This is a genomic window from Leucothrix pacifica, assembly GCF_003172875.1.
Taxonomy (GTDB): Bacteria; Pseudomonadota; Gammaproteobacteria; order Thiotrichales; family Thiotrichaceae; genus Leucothrix; species Leucothrix pacifica.
In genome coordinates this window covers 15,563-41,185 of record NZ_QGKM01000023.1, presented here as the reverse complement: position 1 = coordinate 41,185, position 25,623 = coordinate 15,563, and the positions used below count along the sequence as shown (strand labels likewise).

General features: G+C 46.9%; 20 protein-coding genes and 2 CRISPR repeat arrays. Of the genes, 16 read left to right on the top strand and 4 right to left on the bottom strand.

What is annotated here, in order from left to right:
• Positions 1-5: 5 nt before the first annotated feature.
• Positions 6-290, bottom strand: coding sequence for a CRISPR-associated endonuclease Cas2 (locus DKW60_RS09750; RefSeq protein WP_109837469.1), 285 nt, complete (start codon positions 288-290; stop codon positions 6-8).
• A gap of 294 nt (positions 291-584) precedes the next feature.
• Positions 585-2,397: a CRISPR direct-repeat array (repeat unit 36 nt; unit sequence GTGAAAACGATGCCCTGATGAAGAAGGGATTAAGAC).
• Positions 2,398-2,419: 22 nt separating this feature from the next.
• Positions 2,420-3,787: an NYN domain-containing protein gene (locus DKW60_RS09745; RefSeq protein WP_109837468.1), complete on the bottom strand. Its 1,368-nt coding sequence runs from the start codon at positions 3,785-3,787 to the stop codon at positions 2,420-2,422.
• A 143-nt stretch (positions 3,788-3,930) separates the two neighbouring features.
• Between DKW60_RS09745 and csm6 the strand changes: the two genes are divergently transcribed.
• From csm6 to cas6, 10 genes are all read left to right on the top strand, one after another.
• Positions 3,931-5,052 (top strand): CRISPR-associated ring nuclease Csm6, encoded by a 1,122-nt coding sequence (gene csm6, locus DKW60_RS09740; RefSeq protein ID WP_109837467.1) that lies wholly within the window; start codon positions 3,931-3,933, stop codon positions 5,050-5,052.
• A 187-nt stretch (positions 5,053-5,239) separates the two neighbouring features.
• Positions 5,240-7,966: a type III-A CRISPR-associated protein Cas10/Csm1 gene (gene cas10, locus DKW60_RS09735; protein ID WP_109837466.1), complete on the top strand. Its 2,727-nt coding sequence runs from the start codon at positions 5,240-5,242 to the stop codon at positions 7,964-7,966.
• Between the two features lie 5 nt (positions 7,967-7,971).
• A complete protein-coding gene (gene csm2, locus DKW60_RS09730; protein ID WP_109837465.1) occupies positions 7,972-8,397 on the top strand; it encodes a type III-A CRISPR-associated protein Csm2 in 426 nt (141 codons plus the stop codon).
• A gap of 21 nt (positions 8,398-8,418) precedes the next feature.
• The gene (gene csm3, locus DKW60_RS09725) at positions 8,419-9,132 is read left to right on the top strand and encodes a type III-A CRISPR-associated RAMP protein Csm3 (protein ID WP_109837464.1); all 714 of its coding nucleotides are present in this window, start codon (positions 8,419-8,421) and stop codon (positions 9,130-9,132) included.
• A gap of 9 nt (positions 9,133-9,141) precedes the next feature.
• The gene (gene csm4 / locus DKW60_RS09720; RefSeq protein ID WP_109837463.1) at positions 9,142-10,131 is read left to right on the top strand and encodes a type III-A CRISPR-associated RAMP protein Csm4; all 990 of its coding nucleotides are present in this window, start codon (positions 9,142-9,144) and stop codon (positions 10,129-10,131) included.
• The gene (locus tag DKW60_RS09715; RefSeq protein ID WP_109837462.1) at positions 10,128-11,801 is read left to right on the top strand and encodes an RAMP superfamily CRISPR-associated protein; all 1,674 of its coding nucleotides are present in this window, start codon (positions 10,128-10,130) and stop codon (positions 11,799-11,801) included. The genes csm4 and DKW60_RS09715 overlap by 4 nt, the downstream gene beginning before the upstream one ends.
• A 34-nt stretch (positions 11,802-11,835) precedes the next feature.
• On the top strand, positions 11,836-13,032 hold the full coding sequence (csx2, locus tag DKW60_RS09710; RefSeq protein WP_146203463.1) for a TIGR02221 family CRISPR-associated protein: 1,197 nt from the start codon (positions 11,836-11,838) through the stop codon (positions 13,030-13,032).
• Positions 13,033-13,060: 28 nt separating this feature from the next.
• On the top strand, positions 13,061-13,483 hold the full coding sequence (locus DKW60_RS09705; protein ID WP_109837460.1) for a hypothetical protein: 423 nt from the start codon (positions 13,061-13,063) through the stop codon (positions 13,481-13,483).
• An 85-nt stretch (positions 13,484-13,568) separates the two neighbouring features.
• Positions 13,569-14,443: a CRISPR direct-repeat array (repeat unit 36 nt; unit sequence GTGAAAACGATGCCCTGATGAAGAAGGGATTAAGAC).
• Positions 14,444-14,520: 77 nt separating this feature from the next.
• Positions 14,521-14,820 carry a CRISPR-associated protein Csx16 gene (csx16, locus tag DKW60_RS09700; RefSeq protein WP_109837459.1) on the top strand — a complete coding sequence of 100 codons (300 nt, stop codon included), beginning with the start codon at positions 14,521-14,523 and terminating at the stop codon, positions 14,818-14,820.
• A gap of 2 nt (positions 14,821-14,822) precedes the next feature.
• Positions 14,823-15,764 (top strand): CRISPR system precrRNA processing endoribonuclease RAMP protein Cas6, encoded by a 942-nt coding sequence (gene cas6 / locus DKW60_RS09695; protein WP_109837458.1) that lies wholly within the window; start codon positions 14,823-14,825, stop codon positions 15,762-15,764.
• Between the two features lie 128 nt (positions 15,765-15,892).
• Here the strand turns inward: cas6 and DKW60_RS09690 are convergent, their stop codons facing one another.
• Positions 15,893-16,663, bottom strand: coding sequence for a hypothetical protein (locus DKW60_RS09690; protein WP_109837457.1), 771 nt, complete (start codon positions 16,661-16,663; stop codon positions 15,893-15,895).
• A 12-nt stretch (positions 16,664-16,675) separates the two neighbouring features.
• Positions 16,676-17,014, bottom strand: a complete 339-nt coding sequence (locus DKW60_RS09685; RefSeq protein ID WP_109837456.1) for a putative pterin-binding protein — start codon at positions 17,012-17,014, stop codon at positions 16,676-16,678.
• A gap of 109 nt (positions 17,015-17,123) precedes the next feature.
• On the opposite strand from DKW60_RS09685, the gene gltX reads away from it, so the two are divergent.
• The 6 genes from gltX to DKW60_RS09655 all read left to right on the top strand — a co-directional run bounded on the left by gltX (position 17,124) and on the right by DKW60_RS09655 (position 25,574).
• A complete protein-coding gene (gene gltX, locus DKW60_RS09680) occupies positions 17,124-18,530 on the top strand; it encodes a glutamate--tRNA ligase (RefSeq protein WP_109837455.1) in 1,407 nt (468 codons plus the stop codon).
• Between the two features lie 233 nt (positions 18,531-18,763).
• Positions 18,764-19,552 carry a 2-(1,2-epoxy-1,2-dihydrophenyl)acetyl-CoA isomerase PaaG gene (gene paaG, locus DKW60_RS09675; protein WP_109837454.1) on the top strand — a complete coding sequence of 263 codons (789 nt, stop codon included), beginning with the start codon at positions 18,764-18,766 and terminating at the stop codon, positions 19,550-19,552.
• Between the two features lie 3 nt (positions 19,553-19,555).
• The gene (locus DKW60_RS09670; RefSeq protein WP_109837453.1) at positions 19,556-21,154 is read left to right on the top strand and encodes a 3-hydroxyacyl-CoA dehydrogenase; all 1,599 of its coding nucleotides are present in this window, start codon (positions 19,556-19,558) and stop codon (positions 21,152-21,154) included.
• Positions 21,155-21,202: 48 nt separating this feature from the next.
• Positions 21,203-22,408 carry a 3-oxoadipyl-CoA thiolase gene (gene pcaF, locus DKW60_RS09665; protein WP_109837452.1) on the top strand — a complete coding sequence of 402 codons (1,206 nt, stop codon included), beginning with the start codon at positions 21,203-21,205 and terminating at the stop codon, positions 22,406-22,408.
• A gap of 79 nt (positions 22,409-22,487) precedes the next feature.
• The gene (paaK, locus tag DKW60_RS09660; protein ID WP_109837451.1) at positions 22,488-23,792 is read left to right on the top strand and encodes a phenylacetate--CoA ligase PaaK; all 1,305 of its coding nucleotides are present in this window, start codon (positions 22,488-22,490) and stop codon (positions 23,790-23,792) included.
• 93 nt (positions 23,793-23,885) lie between these two features.
• Entirely contained in the window at positions 23,886-25,574 is a 1,689-nt protein-coding gene (locus DKW60_RS09655; RefSeq protein ID WP_109837450.1) for an AAA family ATPase, read from the top strand.
• Positions 25,575-25,623 lie beyond the last annotated feature (49 nt).

Below are 25,623 nucleotides of genomic sequence, written 5' to 3'. Positions count from 1 at the left end.
AATACTTAGCCTATGTAAAACCAGTCGCTATCGGCAGGTGATAGCGCTTTGCCTAATGGAATGACGGATTGTCGCGGGTCGAGGTGAATGCAGATGAGGCTGTCCTCTGATTCATTAATGATCATGGATAATGTTGCCAGTAAGTCGCCGCGTTCGGCGTCGGTCATCCAGCACTCGTGTACGGATTTTTGTCCGCCGGTGGCAAAGCTTCGGGTCGCTTTAAGCGCTGCCCTCAGGCGCTTTGGTTGGCGGATATCATAGGCAATGAGGTAGAGGTTGCGATTTTTCATGTGCGTTAGTGTAGGCACGAACGACGGGATAAGGGGAGGTTTACAAGCTTGTAAGTGGGGCGTTCAGCCGTGGTGTTTATGTGCTCACACAAGCTTCGCTTGAAATGATTCACTGACAAGCTTGTGGGGAGTGACAAACGGTGGTTTGTTGGTGATAATGAGGGCTTGGTATTTGTGGTCTGCAGATACAACGTTTTGGTGAGTATTTGGTGAAACCTAGCTTTTTGAAAGTGAGAAATCCCGCTAAGCCCCTTTGTAAGTGCTTGATTGCAAAGGCTGGAATTGATGCTTGCAGTGAAAACGATGCCCTGATGAAGAAGGGATTAAGACCATTTGTTCTTTAATCCATCCGCGCGGTGCTGGTGAAAACGATGCCCTGATGAAGAAGGGATTAAGACGACTAAGATCATAAATATTCTCGGTCGCTTTGCGTGAAAACGATGCCCTGATGAAGAAGGGATTAAGACGCTACTAAGACCAAAAGCCGCCATTGCCGATTGTGAAAACGATGCCCTGATGAAGAAGGGATTAAGACCCTTAGCTTGCAGTATGTCACTATATTGCTTGTGAAAACGATGCCCTGATGAAGAAGGGATTAAGACTACTTATTCCGCTACGTGTAACCAATACTTAAGGTGAAAACGATGCCCTGATGAAGAAGGGATTAAGACCTGAACATTTGCAGCGTAGTCTTGACGGTTGGGTGAAAACGATGCCCTGATGAAGAAGGGATTAAGACGCTACGTGTAACCAATACTTAAGAAGCTCAGGTGAAAACGATGCCCTGATGAAGAAGGGATTAAGACCCGGAGCCGTCGCCGGAGCCGTCGCTGGAGCGTGAAAACGATGCCCTGATGAAGAAGGGATTAAGACGTGGTACCACCATCTTCGTGCATTTGTTAAAGTGAAAACGATGCCCTGATGAAGAAGGGATTAAGACCAAACTACATGATCGTTATCCATCCAAGTGACAGGTGAAAACGATGCCCTGATGAAGAAGGGATTAAGACATTGTCAGAAACCAATGCTGCCTGCATTAGGGTGAAAACGATGCCCTGATGAAGAAGGGATTAAGACCACTGTCAAATTATTCTTTTCTGACAGAGTATTGTGAAAACGATGCCCTGATGAAGAAGGGATTAAGACTATATTACAAAACTCATAACTTTCTCCTATTTTGTGAAAACGATGCCCTGATGAAGAAGGGATTAAGACTTTTCCTCTGCAGCAGCTTCAGCCTTTGCTCTGGGTGAAAACGATGCCCTGATGAAGAAGGGATTAAGACCCAGAAGTTTAAACACTTTTCAGGTAAAACACGGGTGAAAACGATGCCCTGATGAAGAAGGGATTAAGACTTAGCTGCCATACCTCTACGTCAGGATCATAAGTGAAAACGATGCCCTGATGAAGAAGGGATTAAGACCTGACTTCATAATCACATCGCCTACCGAAGGGGTGAAAACGATGCCCTGATGAAGAAGGGATTAAGACAGTTTAGCCCCCAGCACTTCCGCGTGCGCGAGTGTGAAAACGATGCCCTGATGAAGAAGGGATTAAGACTGGCTCGACGGTGTAGATACCGCATGGGTTAGGGTGAAAACGATGCCCTGATGAAGAAGGGATTAAGACAAGTTGGAAAGTGTTTAGAATGTAAAGGCAGCAGTGAAAACGATGCCCTGATGAAGAAGGGATTAAGACATGTTGAACGCATTATCGTTCTGTGTACTACCTTGTGAAAACGATGCCCTGATGAAGAAGGGATTAAGACGTCAAGCTTACCTGTTTCTTCTAACCATTCGTGAAAACGATGCCCTGATGAAGAAGGGATTAAGACACTGCGGTAATCAAACCTTTCTTTACATAAGGTGAAAACGATGCCCTGATGAAGAAGGGATTAAGACTTGCCAGCCATTAGGCTTTCCCACTTCTCTACCGTGAAAACGATGCCCTGATGAAGAAGGGATTAAGACGTTATGCGCTTACAGACTTATTGCCAACTACAGTGAAAACGATGCCCTGATGAAGAAGGGATTAAGACCTTAGGATGTTTTCAATATCTTCAGGTATATACGTGAAAACGATACCCTGATGAAGAAGGGATTAAGACTCTCGGTGATGTCTCAAGGGGTTCACTCGTGATCAGTAGCGGGCGCTTGCGGGGAGATGTCTGGCGCTTCATGGCTGACGTATTCTGCGTCTAACGACAACAGCGCGGTAAATGCATCCTCGTTGACTTCACCGAGTATTTGAAACAGCTTTTCATACATCGTGTCTTCCAAGTGCTGCAACATCTCAGCGTACTCAGTAGCCGCCAAAGTAAACCGACAACCATCAAAATCAGGACGAGTGCCGTCATCAGTAAAAGCTGGGGTAAGCATTAGCGCGCTTGCACCACGTTCCAGATCGGAGAGTTGATAGGTCAGGTTTTCTTGTAAGTGATGGCAAATCTCCGCAAAGCAGATATTCCGAAAAAAAGTCGGATGGCTCAGCATATATCGGGCGATATCATGCACAACAATTTTCTCTGGCAAGCGTATGTGTGGCTTTGGGCCTTTGCGCAGAAAATCGGCATAACACGCTGGCGTGTGCATATTGTGCCGCTGTTCAACCGGGGCAACATCAGAATACCCGGAAATACTGAAGCCCTCTAAGGCGAGGCGATATTCACTAGGCGCTTTAAGCACCAGTTTGCAAGGTGATGCGTTGACGATGTAATTGATAAACTCGATTTGTTTAACAAAGCCAAGCGGCGGGTACTTCAGCTCACCCAAACGGTACTTTATCAACTGTGCGAGCACGGAGATATTCAGCCCGGTCTTTCTAAGTTTGCGGGCTATGGGTTTATGTGTAGCCAGATACTCAACAATCGCCACACCCTCCGACATAATCTGATCCTTAGTCGGCTCATGCAGCGGCTGAAACTGGCTGGTGTAGCTAATCAGAATCGGGTCGGTGTACTGCTGTGGTGCTGTTGCGGGAACGGGCTTGATAGGTTGGGGCGTAATCGTGACAGACTTTTCTGCGATTGGGTCGGGCAGCCAAATAAAGTCATCGCAGACGCTTTCTAACACGCGGTTGGTAATGCGCTGGTAGGCGACACCAATTACACGCCTTCCGTATTCATGCAGTTTAATGGCCAACGGGGAGAAACCACCGTCGCCGGATACAATCACAAAGTTGGTAATATTTTGCCGGTGGCAGGCGATGTCGATTGCATCAATCACCATTTGAATGTCGCTGGCGTTTTTATCAGCACCACGACCAAATCCAAACATCTGCACCGGGTTAATGCCTAAGGTAACAATATCATCTCTGAGTACATTCAGGCGGGGAGTATTCCAGTTAGCGTAGGCCCGTTGTATGGCGATATTGCCAATATCCAGCTCATTTACCAAGCGGTGAACATTGACTAATGAGAGTGAGGGTAGCATCTCTGCTTTTGAGTATCCGCCAATCAGGTTTTCTATGTCATAGAAAATCGCTGTATCAAACTGCATGGAATCCTCGTTGCTTAGAATTAGAGTTATGGCTATTTGTTATACATTACTAGCGCCTAGATGACAAATAGTTAAACAAATAAACAATATACCGGCTTCATGATTGCTTTTATAAATCACAATGATCTGCCTATAATCCGGTCATGAATCCACTAAAATTGTCGAAGCCAAATCAATACCCCCGCCGCATTTTGCTGGCAGTCGCCGCCCGGTCACCCCAGATTGTGACCGAGACTATTTATGCACTGACTCAGTTAGACGATGACGCCTGCATGCCGACTGAGGTGCATATCATCACGACTAAAAAAGGGCAGCCATTTGTAGAGAAGCTGTTGCCCAGTGACTCAAGTCCGGGGTGGATCGGGGCTTTGTGCAAGGACTACCAGCTGCCTGTACCAAGCTGCGAGTCAACGCATATCCACCTCATCGCCGATGCCAACGGCGTAGCCTTAGAAGATGTACGCACCCGCGATGATAATACACATGCCGCTGACTTCATTACGCGAGTCGTGCAGGAGCTAACCGCAGACGCTGATAGTAGCTTGTATGTGTCCTTATCTGGCGGGCGACGCACCATGACATTTTACATCGGCTATGCGCTGTCATTATTTGGTCGTCCGCAGGATCGATTGAGTCACGTATTAGTCGAGGATGAGTACTTTTTTAATGAAGAGTTTTTCTACCCACCGCCCAAAGAAACCTGGGTTGTACGGCCAGACAATACTGGCTTTGACGCCAGCAAAGTAGAAGTAACGCTGGCTGATATTCCATTTGTGCGCCTGCGCGAGGGCTTGCCATCCCGTTTGCTCAGCGGACAGACCAGCTTTAGCGATACGGTAGACGCGGCACAAGCAGAATTTGCCCCTGTGCAAGTGGGGTTTGATGTGACAAGCCTGCAACTGAGCTGCAGCGGAAAATCGGTAAAAATGAATGCGGTGGAACTTAGCTTTTATGTGATGTTGTTACAGCGTGCTGCCCGGTCAGCCCCACCGATACGTTGGACGGACGCTAAGCTTGCGGATGAGTTTTTAGCGGTATATCGGGACTTACATGGTGAAAGCGGCGCCTATGAACGTGCCAGAAAAACACTGACCAACGGTATGACCAAAGAATACTTCGAACAGCGAAAATCCCGCGTGAACAGTCAGTTAAGAAAGGCACTGGGCAAGCGTGTTGCACAAAGCTATCTGATTGATTCTCATGGTAAAAGACCGAATACGCGGTTTGGCCTTACTTTACCTGATGCGGCGATTTCATTGACCTGATTTTTGTGGAATTATTCGCTAATAAGTAAACAAATTGACCGTTTGTCTTTACTTGTGCAAAACTGTTGTTCTTATTATCAAACTCTCCCACTTGATAATGGCTTACAAGCTTGTAAAGCGTGACAGTGTGCCGGCTGTCGGCTTAATCTCTATCACAGAATCTTAATCTTATTTCAAAGGGCTTTATATGTCTGATCCGAAATCACTACTTGATGCCTCCAGCCGTGTTGCTTTAGCCGCTTTTCTCCATGACTTGGGAAAGTTTGCAGAGCGCGCACGAATTGAAGAAGCTGACTCAATGGATTTGGAAGGTAATAGACGGTCTGATCTGAATAAACAATTGTATTGCCCAAAGTTTAAGGATCATTACACCCATGTGCATGCAGCTTACACAGCCATTGGTTTTGACGTGATCGAAAAGCACCTACCAGAAATTATTGGTAGTGATATGTATCCGTTTAAACCTTGGAAAGATCGGGATGCAGATGATTCTTTAATCAATGCTGCCGCAATGCACCATAAGCCTGAAACATTCTTACAATGGGTCATTGCAACTGCGGATCGTGTCGCTTCTGGTTTTGAACGTCAGGAGTTCGCAGAATATAACGAGTCCGAAGAAAAGCGGAATCACTACAACACCCGCCAGCTAACATTGGTTGAGCAAATTACTTTGGAAGAGCCTAGGCCTGAGCCATCAGCGGAAGATCTTGAGTGGTGTTACAAGCTAAAACCATTGAGCTCTTCTGCGTTGTTCCCGGTTGAGAGAAAAGGCTATGAAGCGAATAGCAATACCAACTCACAAGCTGAATATCGTGAGCTTTGGAATGGCTTTGTTTCTGGACTGGCACTGATTCCGGAGAGTCACCGCCGTGACCTGTCCCTATGGTTGGATCACTTTGAGACGTTATGGGGAACGTATACTTATGCGATACCTTCGGCAACCGTCGGAAAAACGCTGCCCGATGTTTCACTGTATGACCACTCCAGAACGACAGCTGCGCTTGCGGTAGCGCTGTGGCGATACCATCAACATGATGATACTGAGGCTGCCCGAGAAGAATTAACGGCGCAATGGGATGTTAAGAGACAAGATGTTCCACTAAGCCAAACTGCCTGGTCAGATAAGAAATTTCTTCTGATACAAGGCGACTTCTTTGGAATCCAAAACTTCATTTTTTCAGCAGGTAGCGAAACTCAAAAACGAGCAGCAAAGTTACTGAGAGGGCGCTCATTTTACATCTCATTACTCACAGAATGTGCGGCACTTAAAGTACTAGATGCTTTGGATTTGCCTTCAACGAGTCAGGTAATCAATGCGGCAGGGAAGTTTTTGATAGTGGCCCCGAATACCCCGGAGGTCACTGAAAAGCTTAAGACAGTCCAGGGCGTCTTGGATGATTGGTTTTTAAAGCATAGTTACGGCCAATCAGGCGTTGGACTTGCATGGTTACCCGCAAGCTCAAATGACTTTAGAAAATCAGATGGTCAAACGCAAGAACCACCATTTCAGAAGCTGGTAAAGCGTTTATTTGAAGCGCTTGAGCTAAAAAAGCATAAGCGTATGCAGATGGTTGATCAGGCCGCTCCTGCTCCGGTTTTTGAGGAATTTTTGGATAGCTTTAACAATGAGCAGGGCGTGTGTGCTATCGATGGCCACTCCGCTGGTGTTGTGAAGCTTAAAGACACTGAACGGTATATTTGCCAACTGGCTAAAGATCAGATTGATGTGGGTGGGTATCTCACAAAGTTCAATCGATTTCTAATTTGTCGAAAGGACGCACAGCTGTTGTCAACTCAGGAGTTGAGGCCGTTGGGCTTGGACATTTTCGGGTTCAGGTTAGCGTTTACAAAGCCTGAGCAATCCACCGGGAAATTCAAACCACTAGTTGACAAGCGCAGCCTACTTAGAGCGATTGATTTTTCTATTCCAAATTCTGAATCCGAGGTGTTATGGAACGGCTATGCACGACGTTATATTAACGCGTATGTGCCGATTGTATCCGAGCGAGACCTTACAGAGCGTGATCACCACAAATACCAAAAAGTCTCGGATGACCTCTCATTTGGCGATTTGAAAACACTCAATCATATTGCCTGTGATGATCGGAAGGTTGACACGTCAGGGAAGTGGAAAGGGCAAACTGCGTTGATGACCCTAAAAGGAGATGTTGATGATTTGGGTTCAATATTTCAGAAAGGGTTAGGTGCTCCAACGTTTGCGAAAATGGCCGCACTGTCACGACAGATGAATGCATTTTTTGCAATTCACCTACCTCAACTTTGTCATGCAAAGTATCCAAGTGCTTACACGGTTTTTGCGGGTGGTGATGATTTCTTCCTCATTGGTCCTTGGCATTCCATGATGAAGTTGTCACTTGAAATGCAGCAAGACTTTGAGCGGTATGCCGCAATGAACAATGAAGTGCATTTTTCATCTGGGCTGAGTATGACAAAACCAGGACTACCGATTCGATATCTTGCAGAGAGGGGCGAAGAAGCGCTAGATAACGCGAAAGCTTATTCGTCAACGGGTGGCGATCCCACTAAGAATGCAGTGAGTTGTTTTTCCAGAGTTGTCCCATGGAAAAGCTACAAAGAATTAATGCAGCTCGGGGAAAGCTTGGAACATCACAAAAGTAGTCAGTCACTGAGTACAGGCTACGTTTATGGTTTGTTGAACTTGGTTGATATGCGCGAAGCAATGGATCAAGGAAAACCAGAAAATGCAATTTGGCGTTCATATTTTTCATACCGCACCTATCGGTTGCTTGAGAGGCAACGCAACTTGAGTGGGGATGAAAGAAAAGAAAGACATGCGCAATTAGCACAAGACATTGCCGCTAATGGCATTGAGCTACACAAGGGTGACTACAAAGTCGCTTTATTTTCACATTTATATCAGCAGCGGGATTAACCATTATGAGTTACCAACACAAAGGTAGGCGTCAAAATGACACGCCTAGAATTGATACCAGTGGGATCAATTTTTCAGAAATTACTAAGGAACTCTTTGACTCAATTGCAGAGCGTTGTGCGAAGTCTGTTGCTGCTGCTAAAAGCAAACACAATAAGCCAACTCAGCTGCGACGTTTCTACGATGAAGTGGTGATGTGGGAAAACAAGGTGAATACTTATCCGGATAAATTTTCCGAGTACCTACCTTTTATTCGTATGCTGAACGCAAAAGTGGCCTATGCGAAAGGCCGTGACCTTGTTGACGATAACTACGTAACTTTGCTCAGCCATTGTTTATCGCAAGTGAATACTGCGCAAGATATGAGGGTCTTCAAACTATTCATTGAAGCGTTTATGGGTTTTTACAAAGTCGAACGTCCATCAGGTTAAAAGGTTTAAAAGGAATATAAAATGAAACTGAATGCAGTCAACAAAATCTCTGGAAAAATTAAGCTATTAACCGGGCTTCACATTGGTAGTGGTGATGCTGAAATGCACATTGGTGGAACTGATAGCCCGGTGATCAAGAATCCGTTTACTCAAGAGCCGTACATTCCCGGATCAAGTATTAAAGGCAAAATGCGCAGCTTACTTGAGTGGGAGCTAGGTGTTGTTGGTACCACCGATGGTAAACCTCTGACATTTGAGCATTTAGAAAAAGTCCACAATGCCCAGTTAGAAGGCGCTAAAAATATTCTTAAATTGTTCGGTGGTGCACCACAGCCGAATTTGTCGGACGACGTTCTAAAAGAGATTGGGCCAACCCGCCTTGCATTCTGGGACTGCGGCTTAGATCGTGAGTGGGTATCTGAGATGGGGAAAAGGAATCTTTTGATGACCGAAGTAAAAATGGAAACGTCTATCGATAGAATTTCTGGAACGGCAGCGAATGGTAGTTTGCGCAACACTGAGCGGGTCCCTGCAGGTGCCATCTTTGAATTTAATGTGTCCATGCGGGTGCATGATGATGAAGCGCTGGAGCATACTCTGCTCAGAGGATTAAAGCTCCTCGAACTGACAGGGCTTGGAGGCTCGGGTTCGCGTGGGTACGGAAAAGTTAGTATTTCATTAGATGACCCTGAGTTGCAGCAAAGATTGGCAGACTTTGACCTTCAGGCAGCATAAGGCGTTGAGATGCAGACCTATACTTTTACATTAAAACCGTTATCCGCATTCTCGACGGAAATATTGGGTGATACTTTGTTTGGTCAGCTTTGTTGGGCAATCAGGAATCATCTTGGTGAGGGGCGTTTAACAGAGTTATTGGATGGCTATACAGACGGACGCCCCTTTATGGTGGTCTCTGATGCTTTTCCATCTGGACATATTCCTAAGCCAAGTGTCCCGGCTTGGTTTTTTGAGGACGCTAACCCTGAATTAAGGAAGCTACTAAAAAAGAAGGTCTGGATGCCGCTTGATAAGATAGATATGGACTTAAGCAAGTGGCAGGGCCAATGCAAGTCTCCCTCAGAGTTGCTAGGTGCAGAGGGTGCCGCTTGGTCAAAAGAAGATGCGCAACCACATAATACTATTAACCGCCTGAGTGGTACGACCGGTACGGGTGAGTTTGCGCCTTACAGTGTTGAGCTGACCCATTATTCCGGGCAAGCACATTTTGACTGCCATATTGTGCTGGATGAAACGCGTTTCGATATCACTGACTTGCGTGAGACATTACAGAACATTGGGCATTTTGGGTTTGGTAAAGATGCAACGATAGGTGCGGGAAAGTTTGAAGTCGTCGGTGAGCAACGTGCATTCGATGTTCCAAACGTCGATGGCGCGAATGCATCACTAACACTGGCTCCTTGCGCACCTCAAGGGCTTGGCTACGATTCAGCACTTAGCTTTTATCAGCCATTTACTCGTTTCGGACGGCATGGGGATATTGCGGTTCATCAGTCGGGAAAGCCCTTTAAAAGCCCCGTATTGATGGCAAAAACAGGTTCAATTTTTGGCGTTAACACTGAGGCAGGCTTTATTGGACAAGGGCTAGGAGCGGCGAAGCAAAAGTTGTCCAGTGCCATTCCGGAGACCGTTCAACAGGGCTACAGTCCGGTTGTTCCTTTGAGAATTCCTGATGATCTGGTCAATAAGATTAAGTCGTTGGAGGCTGATTTATGAGTTTTTTATCGAGTCACACTCTTCACTTCACACCATTAACACCTGTGCATATTGGTTGTAACGAAACTTATGAGCCAACGAATTATGTCATTGAAGGCACGGCACTCTATGAATTTAATCCTGATACGGCCATTCGGAACTTGCCGGATATTGCTCGCAAAGAACTGCTCAAGATCGTAACGGGAAAGCCAACTAAAGAAATGCTTAAACAGGTGCAGGCACTGTTCTACCAGAATCGTGAGTCTCTGATTGGCGGTGCTGAACACTTTTTTCCGGTGGGTGATGGCGTTGCAGAGCAGTATAAAAAGCGAGTCGGTAAAGCGGCTCAATATGAGGGGCGTGGCAGACAAGTCATTAATAATCTGGAGATTGAGCGAACCAGTTACAACCAAGCAAACCGTAAACCAATGTTTCCTGGTAGCAGTATTAAAGGTGCAATTCGAACCGCATTATTAGATAGCCTAAACAAAGGACAGCCCTTATCTCATAACTTGAAACAAAAACGCGGTGCTGCCCAGAATAGAGGCTTTCAGGAAAGCTTATTTGAAGGAAAGTTTCATACAGACCCAATGAGGTTAATCTCTGTTGGTGATGCTCATTGGGTAACAGATGGTGATATACCGGGAAATGAAATCCGTTTTGCGGTTAATCGAAAGCGTCGTTTGCAAGAGGGAGAGCGCCTACAACAGTCTATGGCTGAGGAGAAAGGCCTGTCGCAAACACTTGAATGTGTTAGTGCGATGCAGCCACGCTGTATTACTGGCTCTCTAAATATTCAGGATGTTAGCGAGATTCGGCAGACACATGGGAAAGTGCCTAAGTCAGAGCTGCAATGGTCTGTTAGGGATATTGCTGCTTTGTGTAATCGTTTTTATACGAAGCTCTTCAGAGAAGAGTCATCGGCAATGCAGAAGTTGGGCTATCTGGATGCTAATTGGGTGCGGCTTGTTTCAATGGTTCTTTCTGAAAATATGCAGAGAAAACTGGATAACAATGAAGCATTTTTATTGCGTGTCGGTCGCCATAGTGGGGCAGAAGCGCTAACTCTGGAAGGTGTTCGTAACATAAAGATTATGACGGGAAAGGGTAATGCGCCAAAGTATAAAGATGCGCCTCAAACGTGGTGGTTGGCAAGTACTGACAAAAACAATGCACTTGGGATGATGCCATTCGGTTGGATATTAGTAGAAATTGATACCGATCCTGCTGAGTTATTTAGTGGTGTTGATGAGATGCACCGCTTTAATGAAGGCAAGGCGGATTGGTTACGGCAGAATCAAGATTATAAAAATTCATTGAAAGATGCGCTCGATAAAAAGCAACAAGAAGAACAGGAGCGCCAGATGCTTCTCGATAAGAAACGGGCTGAAGAGGCTGAGCAAGAGCGGCTCGAAATGGAGCGATCAGCGGCAGAAGATGCGCAGCGTGAGTTAGAGCTTTCCAAATTAAGCCCGATTGAGCGCGAAATTGCTGAGTTTGAAACGTACTGGGATGCAATTACTGCGTTAACCTCGGGTAACTGGGAAGGTGATTCTCAAAAAGAGGCTGCCGAGTTCATCCGGGACAGAATGAAAGCTGAGAAAATCTGGCGGGAGAAGTCCAGCAAGAAAAATCCGGCAAAAGACAAACCCTTTGCCAGAACTCAAATTGTTCTTGGTTTTTTGAAATAAGAACTACTAATCCATACAAATATCGGAGACCGCTTTGCCACATAAACTTGTCACAATGCTGGGAAAGGCCAGTAGCAACTACCGTCAAGCAACCTACGAGTTTGAAGATAAAAGCCGTAGAACATCTCGCTTTTTTGGGTTGGAACTCTGTAAACAGGTATCGCCAGATGAGTTAGTGATTCTCGGAACGACCGGCAGCATGTGGGATAACTTATTACTAGAGACAGAGTTATCTGAACATGCTGATTTGGAGGAGGAATTACTAAAGCTGGGTGAGGCAGCACAAAACGACCAGGTCACACAGGAAACTTTGAATCAACTGGCCGCTCACCTACAGGGTGTGCTCGGAATTCCCTGCGTATTGAAATTGATTCCGTATGGACGAAATTACGAAGAACAAACAAAAACACTGGAGATATTGGTTAACTGCTTTAATCACAAAGACACAGCAATACTGGATGTTACCCATGGATTGCGCCACCTTCCAATGTTGGTTCAACAAAGTGCTTTGGTGTTACAAAGCCTGAAAGAGGTGACTATTTCAGGGATTCATTACGGTGCATTGGAGTTAACTTCAGACAATATTACGCCAGTTATGCAGCTCGGTGGTTTATTAGAGTTAGATCGCTGGAACCAGGCATTGGCTATTTACGATGAGAGTGGAGACTACGGTAGCTTTGTTCCACTTCTGGAGCAGTCAGGTTTTAGTAAAAATGCACTGGATAGTTTGCGAGATGCATCCTTTTACGAACAGACAAACAGCGTCCAAAAAGCACAGGTCAAATTGAAAAATTTTCTCACGTTGTTGAAAAAGGAAGAGGAGGTTTGTTCTCCCCATGCCGCTTTGTTTCTACCTGCATTAAAGCAACGTTTTTCATGGGTAGAAAAGAACCAACCGCATCAGCGCCAGTCAGCGGTGGCGTGGCAAGCTTTGGAAAACGATAATTTGCTTCGAGCTACGCTGTATGGATTTGAAGCATTTATTACCAAGCTCGCTGAAGAATATCCAAATGGTTTGGAGAGTTACAATGTTCGTAGCCAAGCGAAAGGTGATTATGAAAAAGAGCAGCCCAGTGACAGCTGGAATGAGTATTTAATGTTACGAGGTATTCGGAATAACCTTGCTCATAGTAGTTCTCAGTCACATGAGTCTGTCAAAAAAGCTTTAGCTAACCGTACGTCACTAAGTTTGGCACTTCGACGTGCATTTAAAGTTCTGATTCCAAACTAGGATTAATGGGAATATTGAGAGGTAAGGAATGGCAAGCACTTGGGACACGCTCGACAAAATCGGCATTGTCGTCGGTATTTTTACCGGATTAATTTCTCTGATGATCTGGGTATACCTGCTACGCAATGAAAAGCGCGACAACGATCTGATTGCGATTACCCTGCATGTACCAGAGAACAATTTTAGTGCCACACTACCGGGCAAAATCCGCCGTAAAAACCTTACCCGCGCGGAGCTTCAGGGCTTGCTGGGGATGTTGCCCATGCAGGAGGCTGGTAAGCGTTACCAAATCCCGGCATTGAATGATCCGGCGTTTTTTGATGGCTTGATGCTGGCGCAGGTGGATCGGGATATTCATGAAGTTGTGATAGACTGTGAACCAGAAGATTTGCAACAATTTAACCAAACACGTTTAGCGCAAGTTTGCGTGTTGAATCAGGAGGTGAAATGAGTGAAACCTAGCTTTTTGGGAACGCAAAATCCCGCTAAGCCCCTTTGTAAGTGGTTGATTGCAAAGGCTGGAATTGATGCTTGCAGTGAAAATGATGCCCTGATGAAGAAGGGATTAAGACGTTGCATAGTTCTTTTGTTCCTTCATTGTCGAAGTGAAAATGATGCCCTGATGAAGAAGGGATTAAGACGTGAAACATTTCCTTGTATTCAATTACTCTGTGTGAAAACGATGCCCTGATGAAGAAGGGATTAAGACACGTAGTGGTATCCGATGACTCAACCTAGCCTGGGTGAAAACGATGCCCTGATGAAGAAGGGATTAAGACCTTTAGGGCTTAGAGGTTTAACCGAAGTCAAGATTGTGAAAACGATGCCCTGATGAAGAAGGGATTAAGACATTATCCCCTAATGGGTTTATATGGTCTATTAGTGCGTGAAAACGATGCCCTGATGAAGAAGGGATTAAGACCCCTCATGATTCAAGATTACGCTGCCCTGTACGTGAAAACGGTGCCCTGATGAAGAAGGGATTAAGACGGGGATGGCTTTGATGATTTCGCAGTCGTAGATTGTGAAAACGGTGCCCTGATGAAGAAGGGATTAAGACCCTCTACCTTCTTCAGAAATAAAAATTGTTTTTGGTGAAAATGATGCCCTGATGAAGAAGGGATTAAGACTGATGACTTCAGGGGAATAGCAGGCAGAGAATCCGTGAAAATGATGCCCTGATGAAGAAGGGATTAAGACCGCCGCCGCCGCCGTCTCTTTTTCTTTAGCTGATGTGAAAATGATGCCCTGATGAAGAAGGGGTTAAGACCTGTGCGCCAAAACCTTTATCGAGTAGGTCTAGGTGAAAATGATGCCCTGATGAAGAAGGGATTAAGACGTTAACGGGATTGTGCTTAATCCTTCTGCCAGCTCTGTGAAAATGATGCCCTGATGAAGAAGGGATTCCCGCAAGCTTGTGAACCGTGACAACGTAAGGTGATATCGTTACGCTCCCAATATCGAATCATTCAACAAGCGAGATTTTTCATGACAACGTATTTCATTTCCCGACACCCCGGTGCAGTTGAGTGGGCAGAGTCCGAGGGCTTTCATGTTGATGAGCGTTTAGCGCATTTTGATGTGACAATCGTGCAGCAGGGGGATCGTGTATTAGGTACATTGCCGATTAATCTGGTTGCTGAGGTAAATGCACGGGGTGGTCAGTACTTACATCTAACGCTGGAGCTTCCGTCTGACCGCAGGGGCAAGGAGTTAACCGCGCAGGATATGCGTGAGTTTGGCGCGCGCTTGGAGCCGTATCAGGCAACAAAATTATCAGGATCATAACCATGGAGACTCTGAAGTTGCCACTGGCTCAGTATCGGGTACATGCGCGTGCCTTAAGTACGATTCAACTGCCTGCTTACACGGGGTCGGCCTGGCGTGGCTTGTTTGGTCATTCGTTAAAATCGGTTGTGTGTGTCACTGGCAAGCCGGAGTGTGGTGGTTGCTTGCTGTATCGCAACTGTGTTTATAGTTATGTGTTTGAAACGCCGCCACCGGCTGATACAACGGTCATGCGCAAGTATACTGCAGCGCCTCATCCGTTCGTCATTATTCCTGACCCGGCACAAAAAACGACAGTAGAGGCCGGTGAAGATTTACAGGTGTACTTCACGGTGTTTGGTGCGGGAAATCAACATGTCCCTTATATGCTATATGCCTTTGAAAAAGCAGGGGAGCGTGGCTTGGGTTCTGCTCAGGGGCAATTTGAGGTGACTGGTTTGTCACAGCGTAGTGATCTGTGGCAACGTGTTTATACGCCCGGTGAATCGTTACAGTTGTTGCCACCGCTGATGCCGGAGGTACCGCCGTGTCCTTCGGGCGAGGTGGTGGTGAGTTTTAACACGCCACTGAGACTTCGCTTAAAGGGGCGTGAGATTAAAGCGGCAGAGTTGGATTTTTATGCGCTGTTTAGTGTGTTAATGCGGCGTATTTCTTTATTGCAGTCATTTCATACGGATCAGTCTTTAGAGCTGGATTTTAAGGCTTTGTCGGCTCAGGCTCGCGAGGTGCCGGTGTTAAAGCGGGAGTTGTACTGGCAAGACTGGACGCGCTATTCCTCACGTCAGAAAACGCCGGTTAAAATGGGTGGGCTGATGGGACAGATAACCTTGTCAGGTGATTCCTTGCAGGCATTCTGGCCGATTTTATTTCTCGGCCAGTTTACTCATACGGGTAAAGGCACTTCTATGGGCTTAGGCGCATTTTCGTTGGGCTTTTGCTCCTGACTGGCCCAATAAATCGTTTTAAGCTTATTGCGCTTAGCTTCATACATCGCATTGTCCGCCAGCTCTAAAATGCACTGAGTGTGGTTGTCACAGAGTGTCGAAACCACGCCACCCGTACTGGTACTCGCCTATATGCTGTCCTCACCAATCCTACAAGGCTTTTTCATCGCCAGAAGAATAAAGGGCTCGTTAGTTTTAGACAGTGTTTTCAGGGTGTTCATCATGAAGTCACGACTATGCAGTTTAGTCATACTGTCATGGTCCAGCATTTTCTGGTTGATTTGTTGCTCATTCCACAGTGCGGATAGCAAATAACTGAGGTAGAGGAAAAAGCAAATCACAAAGAACAGTGGAATAGTCGCTGCTTTTAAGATCGTCGTCGTGGTTTGTTTCGCGTAGATGCTATTGCTTGATGCCAGATTGTGTATGAGGTTGCCACGAATGGCTTCTTCATGCTCTCTGAGCACGTCTTTCCAGACAGCCAATGCCACCTTGCTGATTTTATCCTGCCCCACAATAACGGATTCAAAACGTTTCACATCGACGAATAAGTCATCGATCAGGACGGTGATATTAGAGCTGTTTTCTATTCGGGCAAGTGAGACATCCTTACTGAGTGTATTCATGGCAATAGGAATACGGCTCCACAGGATGTTGTAGGACATTTCCAAAGACTTGGCAGTGGTCAAGTCGTGGATGTACTCATTTACTTTCACCTGTGTGTGGGCGAGTTCTCTGTCTAGTTGCACAATCGACCAGAACGACTTTTGCTTGGTGTAAGCGACATCCTTAAACGTCTCGACGATGTAGCTACCACTGATGAGTATGCAAATAATCAACAGTGGTCCAAGCAACATTAGAAAGATGTTGTGTAATTGGTAGGTTTGAGGAAGTTTCATCGAGTCAGCGTATTAGCTATTTTCCATAACGATGATGTCACTTAGCTGCCAGATCAGCATGCCATCTAGTTCTTTTGGTTTTGACTTTAGCTTATCCGAAGGCACCATAATCCATAGTGGTCCTTTGTCACGAACCGACATGCGTTTGCCGTTAACGCTGTGCGCTACGATAGGCTTGAGGGATTTTGCATAGGCGAAGTCAACGTCAATGGCGTAATCATTCAACGCTTTCATATTGATCTTTGTAGCACCACCACAGGCGATTTTGACAACATCTTCTAACAATGGGCCGGTGAATGTTTCAGGCTCTTTCGCCCAGCTATGATGTGTTTTGAATTGTTGTTTAGACAATGTTAGAAATTATCGCCTTTACCATTCCTTAATATGGAATAGACGGCTTTTGATGTAACGGACAAAATGATACCCTTCATCCTTTATTTTTTATATCCAGACCCGACCTATGACCGTTAAGACACGTTTCGCCCCTAGCCCTACGGGTTATTTACACATTGGTGGTGCCCGCACTGCCTTATATAGTTGGTTGTATGCCCGCAAGACGGGTGGTTCATTTGCACTGCGTATTGAAGATACGGATCGTGAGCGTTCGATACAGGCTTCTGTGGATGCCATTTTAGAAGGGATGGAATGGCTGGGGCTGGATTATGATGAAGGCCCGGTGTTTCAGACTCAGCGTTTTGATCGCTATGCTGAGGTGATTCAGCAGCTAATGGATGAGGGTCATGCCTATCATTGCTATTGTTCCAGAGAAGAGCTGGAAGAGATGCGTGAGCAACAGCGTGCGAATAAAGAGAAGCCACGTTACGACGGCCGTTGCCGTGCCCGTACTGAGCCGGTTGAGGGTGTTGAGCCGGTTATCCGTTTCCGCAACCCACTGGAAGGTGATGTTGTCATCAAAGATTTGGTGAAAGGTGACATCGTCATCAATAACCGTGAGCTGGATGATTTGATCATTGCACGTTCCGACGGTACGCCGACTTATAACCTGACGGTGGTGGTTGATGATATCGATATGGGCATGACGCACGTTATCCGTGGTGATGACCACATTAACAACACGCCGCGACAGATCAATATTATGAAAGCCTTGGGCGCCACTGTGCCGGCGTTTGCGCATGTCCCAATGATTCTGGGTGATGATGGCAAGCGTTTGTCGAAGCGTCACGGTGCAGTAGGCGTTATGCAGTATCGCGATGATGGTTATTTGCCGGAGGCGGTGCTGAATTACCTGATTCGTTTGGGTTGGTCACATGGTGATCAGGAGATTTTCTCGCGTGAGGAAATGCTGGAGTTTTTTGAGTTAGAAGATATTCACGGTGCAGCGTCTGCGTTTAATACGGAAAAGCTGAACTGGATGAATCAGCAGTATTTTAAGAGTTTGCCAGTTGAGGTAATTGAAGGGCATTTGCAGTGGCATCTGGAGAATCAAAAGCTGGATATCAGCAATGGCCCGGCACTGGCGGATGTGATTGAGGGGCAGCGTGAGCGCGCGAAGAATCTGGTAGATTTTGTTGAGACTTCACGCTATTTCTTTGAAGATTTTGATAGCTACGATGCCAAAGCGCAGAAGAAGCAGTTCAAAGCAGGTGTGGATGCGACATTACAGGCAACGCATGACCGTTTGGCAGCATTGGACGATTGGAACCCTGAGTCGATTCAGTCAGCGATTAACGCGACCTGTGAAGCTCTGGAGCTGGGCATGGGTAAGGTGGGGCCACCACTGCGTTTGGCCGTTGCGGGTACGCCGATGTCACCGGGCCTGGATGTCACTCTGAATTTGGTGGGACGCGAGCGCACTTTGCAGCGTATTGAGAAGGCGATTGCATTTATTGCTGAGACCACTGCGTAATCATTCACGCTAAGGCGGTGCAGTATTTGCATTGCGATTAGTCAGAAAGCCTCTGCATCGGTTAGTGCAGGGGCTTTTTATTAGGGATTGGTGTTTTGTGATACGCAATATTGTATTTACATAATAATTCTGTATCTCTTTATCCCCCTGATGTATATTGAAATTATCTTGAGGAGCAGGCGCGTACTTATCGATACGGTACGCGTGAATACTAGGAAATTAAGGACTAGACTATGAGTTATAACACGATTGAACTGAGCATCGGTGATGGTGTAGCGACCCTGACTTTAAACCGGCCGGATCGCCTGAACAGTTTTAATGGTGAGATGCATGCTGAAATCCGTGCTGCATTTGAGGTGATTCGTGCTGATAAGTCAGTTCGTTGCATGGTTTTGACAGGTAATGGTCGTGGTTTTTGTGCCGGTCAGGATTTGGCGGATCGTGATGTGAGCGGAGATAAGCCTGTGGATCTGGGTGAGTCACTGGAGAAAAATTACAATCCTTTCGTGCGCAATATTATGACGCTGGAAATGCCGGTGATTTGTGCTGTGAATGGTGTGGCAGCGGGGGCGGGCGCTAATATTGCCTTGGCTTGCGACATTGTTATTGCAGCAAAGTCTGCCTCGTTTATTCAGGCGTTTTGTCGTTTGGGCTTAGTGCCGGACGCAGGTGGTACCTGGACATTGCCACGGTTGGTCGGGCGCGCCAGAGCGATGGGCCTGGCGATGATGGGCGACAAAGTCAGCGCTGAGCAAGCGGCACAGTGGGGCATGATTTGGCAAATGGTTGATGATGATCAACTGATGCCAGAGGTGAATAAGTTAGCCTTACATTTAGCAACACAGCCAACGCAAGGTTTGGCGTATATCAAGCAGGCGATTAATGCATCTCAGAGTAATGATCTGGATACGCAGCTGGATATGGAGCGTGACTTGCAGAGTCTGGCGAGTGCTACGGAAGATTATCGTGAGGGCGTGCAAGCCTTCATTAACAAACGAGCGCCAGAATTTAAAGGATTCTAAACTATGGCAGCATTGGATACCGATAACATTGTTGCAGTCATCGGGGCGGGCACGATGGGCGCGGGTATTGCTCAGGTAGCAGCTAAAGCGGGTCATCCGGTTTTGTTGTTTGACGTGGCTGAAGGTGTGGCACTCAAAGGTGTGCAGCAGATTACTAAAGGGCTAAATCAGTTAGTTGCTCGCGGGCGCATGAGTGATGAGGAGCAGCAGTCGTTGATTGCCCGGATTATTCCTGTGAATCAAATGACTGATCTGGCGGCAGCGGATTTGGTGATTGAGGCCGTAGCTGAAAGGCTGGATATCAAGCAATCGCTGTTTAGAGAGCTTGAAGGTTTATGTAGTCAGCAAACGATTTTTGCCAGTAACACCTCGTCATTGTCGATCACTGAGATTGGTGCGGCATTGGAGCGTCCTGAGCGCTTGGTGGGCATGCACTTTTTTAACCCGGCACCGGTGATGAAACTGGTAGAGGTGGTGCGTGGTTTAGCGACTGAGCGCAGTGTCGCTGAGGCGGTGTTTGATACGGCTACGCAGTGGGGCAAAAAGGCTGTTCACACCCGCTCGACACCGGGATTTATTGTGAACCGTGTGGCCAGACCATTTTATGCTGAGGCGTTGCGTGTGCTTGAGGTGGGTGGTGCAAATGTGGCTACCATCGATGCGTTGATGCGTGATTGCGCTGGTTTTCGTATGGGGCCGTTTGAGCTGATGGATCTGATTGGTCTGGATGTGAATTACGCGGTGACCTGCTCGGTGCATGCTGCTTATTACGGTGATCAACGGTTTACTCCGTCATTAATTCAAAAAGAGTTGGTGGATGCGGGATATCTGGGGCGTAAATCAGGTCGTGGTTTTTATGATTATCGTGAGGACATTGCGGGTGATAGCGGACAAAGCCCGGAGGCCCCAAGCAATGTAGGCGTTAGGTACAGTGATGCAAACGCTGAAATTTTGCTGGCACCACCGTGCGAGCCACCGCCGATGGTGACATTGGTGGGTGATGCGCCTTATGCGCCGGTATTGATTGATCTGATGAATAAGGCCGGTATCGCGGTGGAGCGTGAAACGGCGGATCAACCGGATGATTTTTTGATTGTGTGTGGTGAAGCGATATTGGCACGGACCGATGGCCGTTTGGCGACACAGGCGGTGGCTGAAGATGGTGTGTCGGATCTGGTGGTGTTTGATTTGGCGCTGGACTATGCCAAGGCGACCCGCATTGCGATTGCTGCGGCTGATCAAACCTCAGAATCTGCACTGGAGGAGGCGATTGGCTTCTGGCAGGCCTTGGGCAAAACGGTGTCGGTGATTGATGATATTCCCGGTTTGTGTGTGATGCGCACGGTGTGCATGTTGGCCAATGAGGGTAGCGATGCGGTGAATCAGCAGGTATGTAGTGCTGAGGCGGTGGATACAGCGATGCAGTTTGGTGTGAATTACCCCAAAGGGCCTATGGCGTGGGCGGATGCGATTGGTACAGTGAATGTAGCTACCATCCTCGATAATTTACTCTCGACTTATGGTGAGGATCGTTACCGCGCGTCGCCCTTGTTAGTGCGCAAGGCGATGACGCAGCGTCCATTTCTGGGTGACGACTCTTAGTCACGACGATTAAACATCACAACAAACTTATAATGGAACAACAGTAGTATGAAGCAAGCGTTTATTTGTAGTCCTCTTCGCACCGCGATTGGTCGCTTCGGCGGGAGTTTGGCCAGTGTTCGTACGGATGACTTGGCGGCGAAACCACTTAAAGCGCTTATCGATCGTAATCCCGGTGTAGATTGGGAGCGCATTGATGATGTGATTATGGGGAATGCAAATCAGGCGGGTGAGTGTAATCGCAACTTAGCGCGTATGGCGTCTTTATTGGCGGGGCTACCGGTATCAGTGCCGGGCACGACGATTAATCGTCTTTGTGGCTCGGGCATGGATGCAGTCGGTATGGCTGCGCGTACCATCAAGTCCGGTGAGGCTGAAATTATGATTGCAGCAGGGGCTGAGTCGATGTCACGAGCGCCGTTTGTTATGCCCAAAGCGGGCAGTGCCTGGAGTCGTAATGCTGAGATTTATGACACGACTATTGGTTGGCGTTTTCCAAACCCATTAATGAAGCAGTTGTATGGCACAGAGTCTATGCCGGAAACCGCTGAGAATGTGGCGGAGCAGTTTAATATTTCCCGCGAAGATCAGGATGCGTTTGCATTGCGCTCTCAAAAGCGAACGGCTAAGGCACAGGCCAATGGTGTTTTGGCGTCAGAAATTATTCCGGTGATGATTCCGCAGCGTAAGGGTGATGATCTGGTGTTTGATACAGATGAACATGCCCGTGCTTCAACGACGATGGAAGCTTTGGCAAAACTGGGTACGCCATTTCGTGAGGGTGGTACGGTGACCGCGGGTAACGCTTCTGGTGTGAATGATGGGGCTTGTGCCATGTTGGTGGCCTCAGAGGAAGCACTGACTCAGCACAGTTTGCAGCCGATCGCACGGATTGTCGGTATGGCAACGGCTGGTGTAGAGCCGCGCATTATGGGCTTTGGCCCTGCGCCTGCCACACGCAAAGTATTAGCTCAAACCGGTTTGTCATTGGATGATATGGATGTGATTGAGCTTAATGAAGCATTCGCTGCACAAGGTTTGGCGGTGATGCGTGATTTAGACTTACCGGATGACGCTTGTCATGTGAATCCGAACGGTGGAGCGATTTCATTGGGTCATCCCTTGGGTATGAGTGGTGCGCGTTTGGTCACGACAGCGGCGTATCAATTGCAGCGGGTCGGCGGGCGTTATGCACTGTGCACTATGTGCATTGGTGTCGGACAGGGTATCGCAATGATAATCGAGAGTGTTTAATCATAGGGATCAGATGCATCTGGTGGTTTAGCTGACTCGCTACACTTGTAGTAGGTGAAGGAATAGACAGGAGGAATTTATGAGTACATTTCCGGAAGGACGTTTAAGTTCGGTAACTGATGCCAGTCAGGATGAGTTGCAGGCTTTGCAGTTAAAACGCCTGAAATGGACGCTGGATCACGCTTATAACAATGTGCCGATGTATACCAAAAAGTTTGATGATGCCGGTGTCCATCCCAGTGACTTACAGGACTTATCTGACCTGAGTAAATTTCCCTATACCACTAAGCAAGACCTGCGTGACAACTATCCTTACGGGACGTTTGCCGTGCCGATGGAACAGGTGGTGCGTATTCACGCCTCTAGTGGCACCACCGGAAAGCCAACGGTTGTGGGTTATACCAAAGGCGATATCGACCGTTGGGCTGATGTGGTAGCGCGTTCAATTTGGGCGGCTGGCGGCAGTGCCAAAGATATCGTGCATGTGGCTTATGGTTATGGCTTATTTACTGGTGGCTTGGGTGCGCACTATGGTGCAGAAAAGTTGGGTTGCACAGTGATTCCAATGTCAGGCGGTCAAACCGAAAAGCAGGTACAACTGATTCAGGACTTTAAGCCCGATATCATCATGGTAACACCGTCTTATTGCCTGAATATTGCGGATGAATTCGAGCGTCAAGGGATAGACCCGCGCACTTCTTCACTGCGGGTTGGTATCTTTGGCGCTGAGCCGTGGACCAATGCCATGCGTACAGAAATCGAAGAGCGCATGGGCATGGATGCGGTGGATATATACGGCCTGTCAGAGATTATGGGGCCGGGTGTGGCACAGGAATTCGTCAGTACCAAAGATGGCCCGACCATCTGGGAAGATTGTTTTTATCCTGAAATCGTTGATCGTGAATTACTCATGCCGATAGACGACGGCGAAGAGGGTGAATTGGTATTTACCTCCTTAGTTAAAGAAGCCATGCCCGTGATTCGCTATCGTACCCGGGACTTAACCAAGCTATTACCGGGCAGTGAATCGGTTATGCGCCGCATGGAAAAAATCACCGGTCGCAGCGATGACATGATGATTATTCGCGGGGTGAATGTGTTCCCGACACAGATTGAAGAACAGATCCTGAAGATTGATGATTTGTCTCCGCATTATCAGATTGAGATTAGTCGGGAGGGGAATTTGGACAGCCTGACCGTGAATGTTGAAGTGCGTGGTAATGATGTGAATGATGGCGTGCGTGATGAGGCAGCGAGGATACTGCAGCATCAGGTGAAGACGATTATTGGTGTAAGTGCTGAGGTGAATGTGCGCGGTGTTGGTGAGGTTGTGAGGTCATTGGGGAAGGCGCAGCGGGTGGTGGATTTGCGGCAGAGAAGTTAAGCCAGTTAATGAAAAAGGACGGAATTCTTCGGCCTTTGTTGCTTATTCAAAGCAGTGTTATGCTTGTCGCATTGTGATCCGGCAGAAATCGTCATGAAAATCCCTTACGGCCTGAGTAATTTCAAAAAAGTGCGAGAGCAAGGCTATGCCTATGTAGACAAAACGGCTTACATCGCTGATTTAGAAGCGCAAGGTAGTCATTTATTTCTACTGCGCCCGCGCCGTTTTGGTAAGAGCCTGCTTATTTCCACAATGGAGTATTACTACGATCAGAATCATGCTGATGAGTTTGATGCTTTGTTTGGTGATTTGTATATTGGTCAAAGCCCCACACCACTCAAAAACAGCTATCAAGTGTTGTTTATGGAGTTTAGTGGCATTACGACTACCAGTTATGAGCAGGTCTATTCTGGATTTACCACTGCGGTAGAAGTTGGCTTGCATAGTTTTATACAACGATACGGTCATGACCAGAAGCTGCTTGATCAACTGGCCTCAAAGGATTCACCTCATGAAAAAATGAAGGTGTTTTTTGAGGCGATGTATCAACAAAACATCTTATTCCTGATTGATGAGTATGATCATTTTGCCAATGCCATTCTTGCTGAGGACTTGCAGCAATTTAAGCGCATTGTGGGTAAGGGTGGGTTTGTCCGAAGCTTTTATGAAACGCTGAAAACAGCAACCCAGCGTGGTGCTTTAGATCGCTTATTCGTCACTGGCGTCACCCCGTTAATGCTGGATAGTATGACCAGTGGTTTCAATATTGGTGAGAACCTATCACTTACAACCTCATTTAATGAGGCAGTGGGCTTTACCCGTAGTGAGGTGAAAGGCTTACTACAGCCGCTCATAAAGCAGTGTGGACTGCAAGAAGACGCATTGCTGACTGACTTGGCAGCTTGGTATAACGGCTATCGTTTTCACGCTGAAGCTAATGAATCAGTCTATAACGCTAATATGGTGCTGTATTTTATTAAGAACTACCAGCTAGAAAAGTGTGCCTATCCTAAGTTGATGTTGGATGAAAATATTGCTTCGGATTATGGCAAGTTGATGGGCTTATTTAGTATTGGGGATCGCGACCAAAACTTTGCAGTGCTCGAAGAGTTAATTAATCATGGTTCTGTCATAGCAACCCAACGCCGCAAATTTGATTTTGATAAAGGCTTTGACCGCGATGACTTCATTAGTCTGCTGGCTTATATGGGCTTTATTACGGTGATTGATGAAACGCTGACTGGTACGGTGTTTAAAGTGCCTAATCACGTCATTAATGAGCTTTACTTTCAGTACTTTAAGGTTGAGCTAGAGCGCCGTAATCAAATTACTATTTCCAGCCGCAACTTGCTGGTAGCGATTGAAGCATTGGCATTGCGTGATGATATTCAGCCCTTGGTTGATGAGTTGGAACAGGTGTTGCAGCTGCTGTCTAATCGTGATGCGATTCGTTTTGATGAGAAGCATGTTCAGTCTATTTTACTAACTCTGTTGTATCAGTCGCCGGTGTATTTTATTCAGAGTGAGCGTGAAATGAACCGCCGTTATCCGGATGTGCTGTTATTGGAGCGCAGCCCTTATGAAGTCGATCATCAGCATTTAATCGAGCTGAAATACACCAAAAAAAGTGCGGGTGATGCCGGTTGGCAATCGAAGCGAGAAGAGGGTAAACAACAAGTCAGTGAATACCTGAGTTTGCCCGCGATTGCTGCATTGCCAAAGCTGAGTGCTTGGCTATTGGTAACAGATGGTGAGCGTGTGGAACTGTCTAAGCTGAGCTAGCGAGAAAATTCTCTGTACCCGATAGTATAGATAGGTGTATAAGAGTTTT